The sequence below is a fragment of the Brevibacterium sp. Z349TD_9 genome, from assembly GCF_056173565.1.
Map to the genome: position 1 here is coordinate 567,222 of NZ_CM149680.1, position 14,839 is coordinate 582,060.

At 67.5% G+C, this 14,839-nt stretch carries 11 protein-coding genes; 3 read left to right on the forward strand and 8 right to left on the reverse strand.

Annotated elements, in window-relative coordinates:
- Window positions 1-189 precede the first annotated feature (189 nt).
- The 3 genes from AC0VYB_RS02445 (at window position 190) to AC0VYB_RS02455 (ending at window position 6,073) form a co-directional block, all read left to right on the forward strand.
- Window positions 190-1,932, forward strand: coding sequence for an ABC transporter ATP-binding protein (locus AC0VYB_RS02445; protein WP_227007002.1), 1,743 nt, complete (start codon window positions 190-192; stop codon window positions 1,930-1,932).
- Window position 1,933: 1 nt separating this feature from the next.
- The gene (locus AC0VYB_RS02450) at window positions 1,934-4,114 is read left to right on the forward strand and encodes an ABC transporter ATP-binding protein (protein ID WP_475385024.1); all 2,181 of its coding nucleotides are present in this window, start codon (window positions 1,934-1,936) and stop codon (window positions 4,112-4,114) included.
- A 480-nt stretch (window positions 4,115-4,594) separates the two neighbouring features.
- A complete protein-coding gene (locus AC0VYB_RS02455) occupies window positions 4,595-6,073 on the forward strand; it encodes a hypothetical protein (RefSeq protein WP_156491173.1) in 1,479 nt (492 codons plus the stop codon).
- A gap of 155 nt (window positions 6,074-6,228) precedes the next feature.
- Here AC0VYB_RS02455 and purQ read toward each other — a convergent pair whose 3' ends face one another.
- The 8 genes from purQ to AC0VYB_RS02495 all read right to left on the reverse strand — a co-directional run bounded on the left by purQ (window position 6,229) and on the right by AC0VYB_RS02495 (window position 14,692).
- The gene (gene purQ / locus AC0VYB_RS02460; RefSeq protein WP_009377585.1) at window positions 6,229-6,960 is read right to left on the reverse strand and encodes a phosphoribosylformylglycinamidine synthase subunit PurQ; all 732 of its coding nucleotides are present in this window, start codon (window positions 6,958-6,960) and stop codon (window positions 6,229-6,231) included.
- The gene (gene purS / locus AC0VYB_RS02465) at window positions 6,960-7,214 is read right to left on the reverse strand and encodes a phosphoribosylformylglycinamidine synthase subunit PurS (protein WP_009377587.1); all 255 of its coding nucleotides are present in this window, start codon (window positions 7,212-7,214) and stop codon (window positions 6,960-6,962) included. The genes purQ and purS overlap by 1 nt, the downstream gene beginning before the upstream one ends.
- A gap of 138 nt (window positions 7,215-7,352) precedes the next feature.
- A complete protein-coding gene (locus tag AC0VYB_RS02470; protein WP_475385025.1) occupies window positions 7,353-8,768 on the reverse strand; it encodes an NAD(P)/FAD-dependent oxidoreductase in 1,416 nt (471 codons plus the stop codon).
- Between the two features lie 62 nt (window positions 8,769-8,830).
- Complete coding sequence (locus AC0VYB_RS02475) at window positions 8,831-9,694, reverse strand: ABC transporter permease (protein ID WP_009377599.1); 864 nt, start codon at window positions 9,692-9,694, stop codon at window positions 8,831-8,833.
- Window position 9,695: 1 nt separating this feature from the next.
- The gene (locus tag AC0VYB_RS02480) at window positions 9,696-10,691 is read right to left on the reverse strand and encodes an ABC transporter permease (RefSeq protein WP_063250302.1); all 996 of its coding nucleotides are present in this window, start codon (window positions 10,689-10,691) and stop codon (window positions 9,696-9,698) included.
- The gene (locus AC0VYB_RS02485; RefSeq protein WP_009377602.1) at window positions 10,688-11,848 is read right to left on the reverse strand and encodes a polyamine ABC transporter substrate-binding protein; all 1,161 of its coding nucleotides are present in this window, start codon (window positions 11,846-11,848) and stop codon (window positions 10,688-10,690) included. The genes AC0VYB_RS02480 and AC0VYB_RS02485 overlap by 4 nt, the downstream gene beginning before the upstream one ends.
- Window positions 11,841-13,007 carry an ABC transporter ATP-binding protein gene (locus AC0VYB_RS02490; protein ID WP_009377603.1) on the reverse strand — a complete coding sequence of 389 codons (1,167 nt, stop codon included), beginning with the start codon at window positions 13,005-13,007 and terminating at the stop codon, window positions 11,841-11,843. The genes AC0VYB_RS02485 and AC0VYB_RS02490 overlap by 8 nt, the downstream gene beginning before the upstream one ends.
- Window positions 13,004-14,692, reverse strand: a complete 1,689-nt coding sequence (locus AC0VYB_RS02495) for an amidohydrolase (protein ID WP_101624203.1) — start codon at window positions 14,690-14,692, stop codon at window positions 13,004-13,006. Before AC0VYB_RS02495 ends, AC0VYB_RS02490 begins: the two co-directional genes overlap by 4 nt.
- Window positions 14,693-14,839 lie beyond the last annotated feature (147 nt).

The following is a 14,839-nucleotide window of genomic DNA, read 5'->3' on the forward strand; positions in this document are numbered from 1 at the left end:
CTCAAGCGTACGGGGGTGCACCGACAATGCGAGGAGGCACGCGGATTCCCGGCTCGTGTCAGTGCCGTCTGGTGTCCTGAGGGCACGGCGCTCGGCGGATCCGGATCATGCGAAGGAGGAGGATCGATGTAAGATGATGTGTTGCGCTCTCAGCACTCGACTGTTCAGTCTCGAATCACGAACCCCAGGATGTCCACTGTGGCCCTCTTGCGCCTGACCCTGAAATTTGCGAAGTCCTACTGGCTCTTCATCGTCTTCGTCGTCGTCCTCCAGCTGGCGTCGACGATCGCCGCCCTCTACCTGCCGAGCCTCAACGCCCGGATCATCGACGAAGGTGTGGCCGAGGGCGACACCGACTTCATCTGGTCGACGGGCATGACGATGCTCATCGTCTGCCTCGTCCAGGTCATCACCGCGGTCACCGCGATCTACTTCGGGGCCCGGTCGGCGATGGGAGTCGGCCGCGACATCCGCCGTGCGATCTACAGCCGCGTCGACGAACTCTCGACGCTCGAGGTCGGGAGGTTCGGCAGCGCCACCCTCATCACCCGCAACACCAACGACGTCCAGCAGGTGCAGATGCTGGTCCTCATGACGCTCAACTTCATGGTCTCGACCCCGATCATGTGCATCGGCGGCATCATCATGGCCTTCCGTGAGGACCCGGGGCTCTCGTGGCTCGTCTGGGTCTCGGTGCCCGTCCTCTTCGTCGTCGTCGGCATCCTCGTCGTCCTCCTCATGCCGCTGTTCCGGCGTATGCAGGACCAGGTCGACGACATCAACGGAGTCCTCCGGGAGCAGATCAGCGGCATCCGGGTCATCCGCGCATTCGTCCGCGAGCCGTTCGAAGCCGACCGGTACGCCGACGCCAACCGCGCCCTGACCGAGACCTCGGTCAAGGTCGGCAACCTCTTCGTCCTCATGTTCCCTGCGATCATGATGATCCTCCACCTCGCCACCGCAGCCGTCCTCTGGTTCGGCGGGCACCGCGTCGACGCGGGTGTCATGGAGGTCGGGTCGCTCACCGCGTTCCTCCAGTACCTCCTCCAGATCCTCGTCGCCGTGATGATGGGCGTGTTCATGGTGATGATGATCCCGCGTGCCGTCGTGTGCGCCGAACGCATCTGCGAAGTCCTCGACACGAAATCGTCGATGGTCATCCCCGACGGGGTCGCGGAGCTGCCCCGCCGAGGCGAACTCGAGTTCCGCAACGTCACCTTCGGTTATCCCGGCGCCGAGGTTCCGGTCCTCGAGGACCTCACCTTCACCGCCCAGCCGGGCACGACGACGGCGATCATCGGGGCGACCGGATCCGGCAAGTCGACGATCGTCGGGCTCATCCCGCGGCTCATCGACCCGCAGGCCGGCGAGGTGCTCATCGACGGTGTGCCCGTGAGTGCATTCAACCGCCGGCAGCTCGCTCAGCTCGTCGGCCTCGTCCCGCAGAAGCCGTACCTGTTCTCCGGCACGATCGCCTCGAACCTGCGCTTCGGCAGCGAGTTCGCCGACGACGCGCAGCTGTGGGAGGCGCTCGAGACCGCACAGGCCGCCGACTTCGTCGCCGAGAAGCCCGACCGGCTCGAGGAGAGCGTCTCCCAGGGCGGGACGAACTTCTCCGGCGGTCAGCGTCAGCGGTTGTGCATCGCCCGAGCGCTCGCTGCCAAGCCGCTCGTCTACGTCTTCGACGATTCGTTCTCCGCCCTCGACGTCGCCACCGATGCCCGTTTGCGGGAAGCCCTCGGACGCACCACGGGAGAGTCGACGGTCGTCGTCGTCGCCCAGCGGGTCTCGACGATCCGCGACGCCGACCAGATCCTCGTCCTCGACGATGGGAAGATCGTCGGCCGCGGCACCCACGACGAACTCCTCGAGACCAATGCGACCTACCAGGAGATCGTCGAATCCCAGCTCACCGCGGAAGGGGTGAACTGACATGGCGAAGAAGGACCCGCACGACGCCGAACCCACCGCGACGAGCGGTGCGGCCGTGGCCGCCGAAGCCGAGGACGACTACGTTCCCCACGGCGACGACGGAGACATGTTCGGGGGCACCCCGGCCCGCAAGCCCAAGCACTTCTGGCCCTCGGTCAAACGGCTCTTCGGGCTCATGGCCAGTGAGAAGGCCGGCCTGGTCAGGGTCGTCCTCCTTGTCATCGGCTCGGTCGTCCTCACCGTCGTCGCCCCCAAGGTGCTCGGCAAGGCGATGGACGTCATCTACTCCGGCGTCATCGGCGCTCAGCTGCCCGCCGGAGCGAACATCGAGGACATCATCGCCGGCGCACGTGCGCAGGGCCGCGACGACTACGCGGACATGCTCGCCACCGCCGGAGTGGTGCCGGGACAGGGCATCGACTTCACCGCGCTCGGCCAGATCATCATCATCGTCCTCCTCATGTACCTCGTCGCCTCGATGCTCATGTGGGCGCAGGGCTACATCCTCAACGCCCTCGTCATGCGCGTGATCTACCGACTGCGTGAGGACATCGAACGCAAGATCAACCGTCTGCCGCTGCGGTATTTCGACACGCGGCAGCGCGGTGACGTGATGTCGCGGGTGACGAACGACGTCGACAACATCCAACAGGCCCTGCAGCAGGCGTTCTCCCAGCTCATCCAGTCGGCGCTGACGATCATCGGCATCGGCGTGATGATGTTCGTCGTGTCCTGGCAGCTCGCGCTGCTCGCCCTCATCGCGCTTCCGCTCTCGGCGATCATCGCCGGGGTCATCGGCACCCAGGCGCAGAAGAGGTTCAAAGCGCAGTGGAAGTACACCGGCGAGGTCAACGGCCACGTCGAGGAGTCCTTCTCAGGACTCGACGTCGTCCGGGCCTTCGGTCGTGACCAGGTCATGCTCGACGAGTTCGACCGCCGCAACGAGGAGCTCTACCGTGCCTCGTCGGGTGCTCAGTTCGTCTCCGGGATGATCATGCCCTCGATGCAGTTCGTCTCCTACCTCAGCTACGTCCTCATCGCCGTCGCCGGCGGTCTGCGCGTGGCCTCGGGGCAGATGACGCTCGGCGACGCAACGGCGTTCATCCAGTACTCCCGGGAGTTCTCGCAGCCCATCTCCGAGATGGCCGGGGTGGCGAACATGCTCCAGTCCGGCGTCGCCTCGGCGGAGCGGACGTTCGAGCTCCTCGACGCCGACGAGGAGGAACCCGACGACGCGAGGGCGCAGCTGCCGCCGCGGACTCCCGGTCAGGTCGACTTCTCACACGTGAGCTTCCGCTATGCCGAGGACAGCCCGCTCATCGAGGACGTCTCCTTCACCGCCGATCCCGGGCACACCATCGCGATCGTCGGACCCACCGGTGCCGGCAAGACGACCCTGGTCAACCTCGTCATGCGGTTCTACGAACTCACCGGAGGGACGATCTTCCTCGACGGCGTCGACATCCGCGACCTCACCCGCGCCGATCTGCGCTCGCATGTCGGCATGGTCCTCCAGGATGCGTGGCTGTTCGAGGGAACGATCCGTGACAACATCCGCTACGGGCGGCTCGATGCCACGGACGAGGAGGTCGTCGAGGCGGCGAAGGCGACGATGGTCGACCGCTTCGTCCGCCAGCTTCCCGACGGCTATGACACGGTCATCGACTCCGACGGGGGAAGCGTGTCAGCAGGTGAGCGTCAGCTCATCACGATCGCACGGGCCTTCCTCGCCGATCCCTCGCTGCTCATCCTCGATGAGGCCACCTCGTCGGTCGACACGCGCACCGAACTCCTCGTCCAGCAGGCGATGGCCGCGCTGCGCACGGACAGGACCTCGTTCGTCATCGCTCACCGCCTCTCGACGATTCGCGATGCTGACACGATCCTCGTCATGGAGAACGGCGCGATCGTCGAACAGGGCACTCACGAGGAGCTGCTCGCCGCCGACGGCGCCTACCACCGGCTCTACATGACCCAGTTCCGCGGTGAGGACGCGGAGGAGCACTTCACCTCCGAGGTCCTCGACGAAGCGGAATCCGAGCCCGGCATCCGCGGCGATGCGGCGGCCCTCGCCGAGGACGAGGCCGACGCGACGGTGGCTCGGGCCGAAGCGACAGAAGGCGACGAGGTCGAGAGCCCCGGAGTCGCCGACGCCGCGGTCGAGCGATCGAAGCCGGAGTAGCATCGAGCGTCGGTCCCGTCGATGACGGGGCCGACGCGTCGCCGCAGCCGCAGCGCAAGGAGTGCTCGGTTGCCTATGGGGCGGGAGAACCCGGGCGGTCCGCAGGTAACGATATTCGGCGATGGATCGGCCGACTTCGCACAATCGCAACATCGTGACATCTCCTCGGCGGACGCCGACCCACTCGACCGGCATCGCCCAGCGCGGTGCCCGACGCGGCTCGAGGCGGCAGTCTCACCAGGACCGATCGACGCACGGCCGGCGCCGACGGTGAGCGCGGCAGGAGCTGACAGGCGATCTTGTCCACAGATTTGACCACAGATGTGGTGACAATGTGATAACGGTCGGCCGTGATGTGCATCACAGATCCGTCATGAATTCAATGAACGAAACTCCCCAGTCGTGCTCAACCTGAGTACCGTCCAGATCACCCACAGCAACAGGTCCGCCGGCCGAGCGGACACCGTTGGAAGGACGATCATGAAACGGCTCATCCTCGCGACCACCCTCGCACTCGCCGTCACCACCCTGGGTGCCATGCCTGCCGCTGCAACGGCACCGGACATCGTGGCACAGGCGAGCAGCACCACGGACCCATCCCCAGACCCTGCTGCCGATGCCGACGGCTCCACCGACGAGCCCGACGGCACGTCCACCTCGGAGGGCACCGATGACGCCGGCGCCGCCGACGGAACGGACACCGACTCGGGCACCGCCGACACGCAGGGACAGGCAGAAGGCGGTGTCGACGGCACCACCGGACCCACCACCCCCGGTGAAGCCGATACCGACGGCACCGACGAGACCGAAGGCACCGACGACACCGACGGCACTCCCACTGAATCCCCGGAGGCAGAACCTCTCAATCCCGCGCTGTTCCTCGATTCCGGCGAGGTCACCGTCAGCGACATCACCAACCCCGACGTGGGACTCCGGTTCTTCGTCGAGGGAGTCCTCGCCGGTGACACCATCGCCTGGGGCGACGGCGACGGAACCCACGCGACGGCCCAGGAGGACGGCACCTTCACCGGGACGTTCTTCACCACCCAGGACGTCTCGCCCGGCGACACAGTCACGGTCACCGTCGACGTGCAGCGGGGTGAGGAGAGCGCGACGCTCTCCGCATCCGCCACCGTCATCGAAGGCGAGGGGGAGACTGAGCCTCCGGCAGACACGTCGACTCTCGACATCAGCCCCGGATCACAGCAGCTCAACGACTTCCTCAAGGGCGGCGTGGACCTGATGATGACCGGCTGCAACGTCGACTCCGAGGTGAGCTTCCGCATCAGCACCATGTACGACCCCGACACCACGGTGTGGGAGACCACCCAGGTCGCCGGTGAGGACGCCGCTGCGGCAGTCAACTACACCCCGCCCGAGGTCGACGACGGCTACGGCTTCATCGGCGAATACCTCGTCATGGCCTCGTGTGGCGACCAGTATGAGGAAGGGTCGTTCACGGTGACGCCGAACGGCAGCGACACGATCGACCTCACCCTCTCGGTCGATCCTGAGCGACTGCCTGCCGTCGACTTCATCAACCGCGACAAAGGCGTGACCATGACGATGAACAACTGCACTGCCGGTGAGGTGCGCTTCCAGGTCTGGGGCTTCGAGCCCGGAGAACTCCTCTACGATCGGACTGCTCCGACCAACGAGGTGGGACGCGCAGCCGTCCAGACCTACGGCCTCTCGAACGATGCCTCAGCCTACGTCGGCAAGTACCAGGTCGAGGCCACGTGCGGTGAGGAGACGCTCACCGGACAGTTCGTCGTCACCGCCTCTGGCGGCGGAGGTGGAGGAGACAACGGCAACGGCGGCGGAGGCGGCGGAGGCAACTCCGGTTCGATGCCCCGCACGGGTGCCGAACTCACCGGACTCGGAGCAGGTGCACTCCTCATCCTCGCCGGTGCAGGCGCAGTCCTCTTCGCCCGCCGACGCGGACAGCTCGAGAAGTGACAGGTCTCCCGTCAGGTCGGTGACCCCACCCGGCCCGACGGCGAACGCAGAGCGGCCCCGGAGCCTCGACGAGATGTCGAAGCCCCAGGGCCGTTCACTGTGCTCAGCCGGCAGAGATCAGCGCTGCGCTCGGCAGGCTGAAGCGATCTCCGGATTCAGCGGGTCGAGACGAGGGTGCGCACGGCGGAGGAGAAGAACCCCTGGCCGTCGACACCGCTGCCGTCCGGGCCGAAACCGGCCTCGACGGCGTGCTCAGGGTGGGGCATGAGGCCGACGACGTTCCCGGCCTCGTTCGTGATCCCGGCGATGTCGCGCATCGATCCGTTGGGGTTGCCGCCCTGATAGCGGAAGACGACGCGACCGGTGGCTTCGAGCTCGTCGAGGACCTCCGGGGTTGCGACGTAGCCGCCCTCACCGTTCTTCAGCGGGATCCGGATCGTCTGACCCTGCTCGTAGTCGCTTGTCCACGGAGTGTCCGCGTTCTCGACGAGGAGGTCCTGATCGCGGCAGATGAAGTGCTGGTGGTCGTTGCGGATGAGGGCGCCCGGCAGCAGGTGCGATTCGCAGAGCACCTGGAAGCCGTTGCAGATCCCGAGGACGGGCATCCCCGACTCAGCCGCTTTGACGACGGACTCCATGATCGGGGCGAACCGGGCGATCGCCCCGGCGCGCAGGTAGTCGCCGTAGGAGAATCCGCCCGGCAGAATGACCGCGTCGACCCCGTCGAGGCTCGTGTCGGCGTGCCAGAGATTGACCGCCGAGGCGCCGGCCAGGGTGACGGCGCGTGCGGCGTCACGGTCGTCCAGGGTCCCGGGGAACGTGACGACGCCGATCCTCGCACCGGAGTCGGCAACCGCCTCGGCGGCGGGAGCGGTCGTTGCTGTCATCAGGCGTCCTCGGCGACGCGCACGGCGACGACGTTCTCGATGACCGGGTTCGACAGCAGAGTCTCAGCGGCTTCGCGAGCCTGCGCGAGAACCTCATCGGTGGCCTCGCCGTCGACCTCGAGTTCGAAGCGCTTTCCCTGCCGGACCTCTCCGAAGCCGGAGAACCCGAGTCGGGTGAGGCCACCGGCGAGCGCCTTGCCCTGCGGATCGAGGATCTCGGGCTTGGGCATCACTTCAACGACGACACGTGCCATGCGTGTTTGACTCCTTTGAGAATGTGGTCGGGAGCCGCCTCCCGCGCTCGCCCCAAGTCTAGCAAGCACGGGGAGCACATAGCCGCCCCGGCTCCCGGTGCGGACACCGGGAGACAGGGCGGGCGGAGGTGGTCGGCCTCAGGAGTCGAAGCCCATGCCCACGGCGTCGAGGATCTTGAGCAGCGGGCCGCGGCGTCCCTGGTTCTCATCGGCCTTGATGAGCGCCTTGGTCGTCATCGTGATCCCCAGCCACGCAACGGGTTCGGGCGGGAACGGCAGCGGCTGCTTCCGCACCATCTCGAGCCGGGTGAGCTCGGTGTCCTCCCCGGAGAGGAGATCGAGCATGACGGTGCCCGCGAAGCGCGAGGCGCCGACGCCGAGGCCGGTGAAGCCAGCCGCCATCGCCACCTTCTGGTCGTAGGCGGTGGTGAAGAACGCGAAGAAGCGCGAGCACGTGTCGATCGCCCCGCCCCACTTGTGGGTGAAACGCACCCCCTCGAGCTGCGGGAACGTCTCGTAGAAGTGCCGGGCGAGGGTTTCGAACGTCGCCTGGTTCTGGTCGTACTTCCACGACACCTGACGGCCGTAGTGGTACACGGCGTCCCACCCGCCGAAGAGGATCCGGTTGTCGGCGGTGAGCCGGTAGTAGTGGAACCGATTCGCGCAGTCGCCGATGCCCTGCCGCCCCTCCCAGCCGATCGCCGCCATCTGCTCATCGCTCAGCGGCTCCGTCATGAGCGCATAGTCGTAGACCGGCACGGTGTGGAGACGGGCGCGCTTGAGTAGGGAGGGGAAGACGTTGGTCGCGAGCGCCACCCGGTGGGCGCTGATCGACGCCTGCCCGGCGAGGCTCGTCCGGTCACCGGAGACGGGTTCGGTGGTCACGGTCACCGTCGTCTTCCGATCGCGGAGCCCGGTGACCTTCGTGCCCTCGTACACCTCGACGCCGAGTTCCCGGATGACGCGCAGCAGCTCCCAGCACAGCTTCGCCGGGTTGAGCATCGCGACCTCGCGGGAGTCCCAGAGCGCTCCTTTGTACGTGGGGGAGCGGACGATGTCGGCGAGCTCCTGCTGCGAGTAGAAGATGAATCCGGCATCGGGGTCGTGGCCTGCGCGGAGGTCGGCGACCTGGTAGTCTTCGGTCGCGACGTCGAGTTCGCCGGTGCGTTCGAACTCGCAGTCCATGCCGTACTTCGCCACGGCGGCCTCGATCGCGTCGAGGTTCTCCCGGCCGAGCGCGGCGAGGCGATCGTTCTCCGCCGGCAGGTGGGTCTCACCGTTGTCGTAGCCGTGGGTGAGGCTCGCGGCGCAGAAACCGCCGTTGCGTCCCGAGGCCGCCCACCCGACGGTGTTGGCCTCGAGGAGGATGACCCGCCGATCGGGGTCGCGCTCCTTGGCCTGGAGCGCGGTCCACAGCCCGGTGAACCCGCCGCCGACGACGACGAGGTCGGCGTCGGTGTCTCCGGTCAGCGGCGGCAGGGGTGCCGGGCGCTCATCGGTGTCGAGCCAGAACGGAACGGTTGAGGCGTCGGCCAGGGCGGCTTTGACGTCCATGTCACTTCGCTTTCTGCCTTGCGGCACTGGTGGTGCTGGGTGGGTCAGTGGGGTCCCCACCGTCATCCTGCCATCGTCTTGATGATCTCGGTCGAGTTGCTGCCGGCCCTGCGCAGCACGAAGCCGACGAAGGCCAGGGCTGCCAGGGTGAGGACGAACATCACCGTTGAGATCGCCGCGACCTCGGGGCGCAGGGCCACGCGGACGGCGGAGAAGATGTAGACCGGCCACGGGGTGTAGCCGGGCTGCTGGACGAAGCTCGAGAGGATCGTGTTGTCGAGGCTGACGGTGAACGACATGAGCGCACCGGCGAGGATGCCGGGTGCTGCGATCGGCAGGGTGATGTCGCGGAACCGCCGCCACGGGGTGGCGCCCAAGTCGGCTGCGGCATCCTCGAGCTGGGTGTCGATGCCGGCCAGGCGGGCCCGGACGATGAAGGTGACGATCGCCATCGAGAACATCGCATGGGAGATGATGAGGCGCACCAGGCCGTTGTTGATCGGGGTGATGCCCCAGTCGACGCCGAGGGTGACGAACCACGGCAGGAACGAGATGCCGTCGACGATCTCCGGGGTGACGAGGGTGAGGGCGAGCAGGCCGGTGAGTCCGAGCGCCCACCACGCGCCCTTCGGCGCCCGGGCCAGCGCCACTCCGCCGAGGGTGCCGAAGACCGTCGAGACGATCGCGGCACCGACGGCGGCCTGGAGGCTGGTGACGACCGAGGAGATGATGATGTCGTTGTTCAGCCCCGTGATGTAGGCGTCGAGGCCGAAGCCGCGGAAGGCCGCGAGCACCCGCCCGGTGTTGAACGAGTAGGCGATGATCACGGCGATCGGGATGAAGAGGTAGATGAAGACGAGGATGCCCCAGACGTTGAGTCCGATGTCCGTGGGCGTCCTCCGGGCGAAGGTGTTCTTCTTCGACATGTCATGCCCTCCCGTCGGTGAGCGGAACGCTGTTCAGCTTCGCTGCGATCTTCTGGCCCAGCCACAGCAGCGCGAACCCGATGCCGACGACGGCGAGGGTCGCTGCGATGAGGATGAGCGCCATGGCGGCCCCGAGCGCCCAGTTCTGCGAGGCGTTGAATTGGTTGGCGATGAGCTGGCCGATCATCGACCCGCTGGCCCCGCCGAGGACGGTGGCCGTGACGTAGTCGCCGTTGAGCGGGATGAAGACGAGCAGGCAGCCGGAGATGATGCCTGGCATCGCCATCGGCAGGGTGACCCGGAGGAACGTCGTCACCTTGCCCGCGCCGAGGTCGTAGCTGGCTTCCCGCAGTCTGCTGCCGGAGGCGTCGATGGCGACGAAGAGCGGCAGGATCATCAGCGGCAGGTAGTTGTAGACGACGCCGATCTGCACCGCGGCACGGGTGTAGAGGATGTCGAGCGGGGCGTCGAGGATCCCGATGCCCTGCATCCACTGCGAGAGGAACCCGTCGGGGGAGAGCATGATCTGCCAGCCGAGGGTGCGGACGAGGAAGTTCGTCCAGAACGGGACCATGACCAGCGCCAATGCGAGCGAGCGCCTCGCCGGGGCGACCTTGATCGCTAGCCAGTACGCAAACGGCAGGGCGATGACGAGGCAGAGGAACGTGCCGAGCAGTGAGATCCGCAGGGTCGCGAAGAACGTCGCGATGAAGCTCGCAGACAGTGCTTCGGGGTAGCGGTCGAAGGAGAGCTGATCGGTGGCCACGGCCGTGAACTGGTCGGGTTTGTAGCCGAAGCTGTAGAAGACGACGAGGGCGACGGGGATGACGAAGAAGAACAGCGCGTACGCCCAGGTCGGGAACGACATCGCAGCCGCACCGAAGACCCGGGTGGCCAGGCCGCCGGACCTGCGCTGCGGTGCCGGCGCCGAGGCGGTGGTGCCGTTCTCGTCGGGACGCTCTGCTGCCGTGGTCGGCTGCTGGGTGGGTGTGCTCATGCTCCGCTCCTTGCCTGGGCGTCGGCGAGGATCGTCGTCCGGATCTGGTCGGCCGGAGTCTGAATGCTCGGCTCCAGTCGGTCGAGGACCTCCTGCGTGGGAAAGATCAGTGCCTGTTCGCTGAGATCGGCGGCCTTCGCCTGCTCGGCGAGGCCCTTCGTCCCGATCGGGTAGCCGATGTAGTCGAGCTGGGCGACCGCGGTCTCCGGCGAGATCATCTGGTTGATGAACGCGTGCGCCGAGTCCGGGTGCGGTGCCCCGGTCGCGATCGCCCAGTTGTCCATCCACAGGTTTGCCGTCGGGGTCGGGAAGACGAACTTCCAGTCCTCGGGGTTCGTCACCTCCGACAGGCCCTGCCGGGCGTCGCCGTTGAACGCCTGGAGGAGCGTGAAGCTGCCCTGGATCATCCCGGTGGCGACGTTGCCGATGTAGGCCTTCGTGTTCGGGGCGATCTGGTCGACGACGACGGCGCGGGCCTCCTCGAGTTCCCTCTCGTCCTCGGTGTTGAGGCTGTAGCCGAGGGTGGCCAGGGCGATCGCCGTGACCTCCCACGGGTCCTCGAGCAGCGAGGTCGTGCCCGCCGCCTCGTTCTGTGCGGTGTCGATGAAGTCCTGCCAGCTGGTGAGCTCCCGGTCGATGGCCGAGGTGTCGTAGACGAAGCCGGTGGTGCCCCAGGCCTTGCAGATCGTGTACTCGTTCTTCGGGTCGAAGTACTGACCGGTGAAGTTCGGATCCATGTTCGAGAAGTTCGGGATGAGGTCGAGGTCGAGCTTCTGGAGAAGATTGTGGTTGAGCATCTGCGGGATGTTCGACCCGGTGGGGACGACGACGTCATAGCCCGAGGTCCCGCGCGTGGTCGAGAGCTTGGCGACGAGCTCCTCGTTCGAGCCGTAGCTGTCGACCTGGACGAGGACGTCGTTCTTCTTCTTGAACGCGTCGATGAGCTCGGGGTTGTCGTAGTCACCCCACGTGTAGAGGTTGAGCTTCGACTCGAGTTCGCCGTCGACCGGGGGAGAGGCCGCCATCTTCGTCGTCTTCCCGCACGCGCTCAGCGCCCCGAGCGAGGCGACGCCGAACCCGGCGAGCACGGCCCGCCGGCTCAGCCGCTTCGCCGCCGCCCGTGGGGCGAGGAAGTGCACATCGGCCACCTCACTCACCGCCTTCCGTGCCGTAGACGGCGACGGCGTCGGCATCCCAGCTCAGGTCCACCTCGGCGTCGGGACCGAGGATCTGGGAACCGGCGGCGGGCACGCGGGCGAGGATCTCGTCGTTGTCGCCGACGACGACCATGTACTGGACGACATCGCCGAGGAAGGACGTCGAGAGCACCCGGCCGCGGGCACCGTTCGTGGTCGGGGGCTGGGAGCCTGCCGGACTCACGCGCATCCGTTCGGGTCGGATGGCAGCACGGACCCGGTCGCCCACGGTCAGGGTGCGGGCCTCGGTGCTCGCCGAGGCGGGGCGGAGCTCGGTCACGGCCGTCTCCATCACGGTGTTCGCCGTCCGCAGCCGCACGGTGTCGCCGTCGGCGGCGATCACCTCGGCGGGGACGAAGTTCTGCTTGCCGATGAAGCCGGCGACGAAGCCGTTGGCCGGGTCCGCGTAGATCTCCTCCCCGGAGCCGATCTGCTGGATGACGCCGTCGTACATGACGACGATGCGATCGCTCATCGCCAGCGCCTCCTCCTGGTCGTGGGTGACGAAGACGAACGTCGTGTCGAGCTTCGCGTGGAGGCGTTTGAGCTCGAGCTGCATCTCCTCGCGCAGCTTCCGGTCGAGGGCCGACATCGGCTCGTCGAGGAGGAGGACCTGCGGCCGGTTGACGAGTGCCCGGGCCAGGGCGATGCGCTGCTGTTGGCCGCCGGAGAGCTGCTCGGGTTTGCGGCCGGCGAAGTCCTCCATCCGCACGAGGGAGAGCACTTCGCGGACGCGGTCGGCGATCTCGGCCTTCGGGGTCTTCGACTGCTTGAGGCCGTAGGCGATGTTGTCGGCGATGTTCATGTGCGGGAAGAGCAGGTAGGACTGGAACACCGTGTTGACCGGCCGCTTGTGCGGGGGCAGGGAGACGATGTCGCGGCCGGCCAACAGGATCTGCCCGTCGGTCGGCGCTTCGAAGCCGGCGATCATCCGCAGCAGCGTCGTCTTCCCGCAGCCCGAGGGTCCGAGCAGGGAGAGGAACTCGCCCTGTCTGACGCCGAGGTCGAGTCTCTCGATCGCGGTGTTCTCACCGAAGACCTTCTTCACTCCGCGGATCTCGAGGTGATCGGTTCCGGCCGGGGCGGGGTGGGCCGTGGCGGCCTCAGTCGTGACGGTCATGATGGCCTTTCTTCAGAGGTGGTGTCGTGGACGACGATGCCGCCCGCGATCGTCAGCGCAGTCCGGGTCTCGGAGATGCGGCCGGGGTCGAGGTCGAGGGGGTTGCGGTCGGCGAGTGCGAGGTTGGCTCTCTCGCCGAGGCGGATCCCGCCGTTGGCCTCCGAGCGCAGCAGGTGCGCGGAGCCGGCGGTGTAGGCGCGCAGCGCGGTGGCGACGTCGATGGCCTGCGCAGGCACAAGCGGAGCAGGGTCGCTCGACTCGGGGTGCGAGCGGTTGACGGCGACGTGGATGGCGTCCCACGGGTTCGGCGTCGACACCGGCCAGTCCGAGCCCATCGCCAGATGCGTCCCGGAGTCGGCGAAGCCGCGGAACGGGTACTGCCAGTCGGTGCGCTGCTCGCCGAGGCACGGGATGTTGAGGTCGACCATCTGTTCGTCGCGGCTGGCCCACAGGGCCTGGAGGTTCGCGGTGATCCCGAGGTCGGCGAAGCGGGGGATGTCGGCGGGGTCGACGACCTGGACGTGGGCGATGTGGTGGCGGGCATCGGGTCTGCGGTCCGCGCCGAGGGCGGCGAACGCGTCGAGGGCCGCGCGCACCGCGGCGTCGCCGATCGCATGGCAGTGGATGTCGAAGCCGGCGGCGTCGAGGGCGGCGAACGCCTCGTTGAGGTGCTCTCTCGTGAAGTAGCTCGTGCCGAAGCCTCCGCAGCCACACGTGTACTCCTCGCTCATCGCCGCGGTGCGGGATTCGACGATGCCGTCGAGCATGAATTTCACCGAGGTAGTGCGGAAGGATCCGTCCGTGCGGCGGCGGGTGGTGAGCTCGGCGACCTGGGCGGGGACGTCGTCGACGTCGCGCGGCCACCACAGGCTCCCGACGACCTCGGCGGTGAGCTCGCCGGACTCTGCGGCTCGGACATAGCTGTCGAAGTTCGACCGGTGCCCGCCGTAGTCGCCGACGATCGCGTCCATCCATGCGGTGACCCCGAAGGAGGCGAGGTAGGACTGTCCGGCGAGCAGTCCCGCGCGCAGGTCCTCGTCGGAGGTGGGAGGGAGGTGGGAGGAGACGAGGTCCATCGCGGACTCGTGGAGGCAGCCGATCGGCTCACCGGCCGTGTCCTTCTCGATGACCCCGCCCTCGGGGGTCGGCGTCCGCGCGTCGAGACCGGCCAGGCGCATCGCCGCACTGTTCACCCACGCCGAATGGTGATCGGCGCTGAGCAGGAGGATCGGACGGTCGGCGCTGAGGTCGTCGAGGAGGTCTGCGGTCGGCACGCCGCCTGCGAAGTCGGCCATCGACCAGCCGCCGCCGACGAGCCAGTTCGCGCTCGCCTCGCCGCGGTCGGCAGTCGCAGCGAGGTGGTCGGCGACGACCGCGCGCACCTCGTCCGCGCCGTGGGTCCCGCTGAGGTCGCAGCCGAGCGATTCGAGGCCGCCGAAGGTCGTGTGGACGTGGGCGTCGACGAACCCGGGGGTGAGCAGCCCGCCTCGGGCGTCGACGGTGCGGGTGTCCGGGGTCGCCGGCGCGAGCTCGCCGAGCGCGGCGATCCTGCCGTCGCGGATGCTCACGGACGTCGCAGGAATGACCTCGCCGCCGTCGAAGACGACGGCGTCGACGATGTCGAGATCGGCAGGTGTGTATGCGGGGGTGGCAGCGGCGGGTGCTGCTGAAGGGTCAGGGGTCACTGGGGTCCACCGACTTCCTTGTCGTCTGGTGCGCGTCTCCTCAAGAGGGGCGCACTGGCTGTCATTCTGGGTCTGGGTTCGCTCCCGGCGGCAGTCGCTGTCTGGAGCCGTGATCCGATCGTGTCCCGGAGGTGACCGGGACGGTCC

Bases quoted from the DNA above. Each gene is read 5' to 3' on its own strand.
- AC0VYB_RS02445 (WP_227007002.1), top strand. From the start codon at position 190: ATGTCCACTGTGGCCCTCTTGCGCCTGACCCTGAAATTTGCGAAGTCC.
- AC0VYB_RS02450 (WP_475385024.1), top strand. From the start codon at position 1,934: ATGGCGAAGAAGGACCCGCACGACGCCGAACCCACCGCGACGAGCGGT.
- AC0VYB_RS02455 (WP_156491173.1), top strand. From the start codon at position 4,595: ATGAAACGGCTCATCCTCGCGACCACCCTCGCACTCGCCGTCACCACC.
- purQ (WP_009377585.1), bottom strand. From the start codon at position 6,960: ATGACAGCAACGACCGCTCCCGCCGCCGAGGCGGTTGCCGACTCCGGT.
- purS (WP_009377587.1), bottom strand. From the start codon at position 7,214: ATGGCACGTGTCGTCGTTGAAGTGATGCCCAAGCCCGAGATCCTCGAT.
- AC0VYB_RS02470 (WP_475385025.1), bottom strand. From the start codon at position 8,768: ATGGACGTCAAAGCCGCCCTGGCCGACGCCTCAACCGTTCCGTTCTGG.
- AC0VYB_RS02475 (WP_009377599.1), bottom strand. From the start codon at position 9,694: ATGTCGAAGAAGAACACCTTCGCCCGGAGGACGCCCACGGACATCGGA.
- AC0VYB_RS02480 (WP_063250302.1), bottom strand. From the start codon at position 10,691: ATGAGCACACCCACCCAGCAGCCGACCACGGCAGCAGAGCGTCCCGAC.
- AC0VYB_RS02490 (WP_009377603.1), bottom strand. From the start codon at position 13,007: ATGACCGTCACGACTGAGGCCGCCACGGCCCACCCCGCCCCGGCCGGA.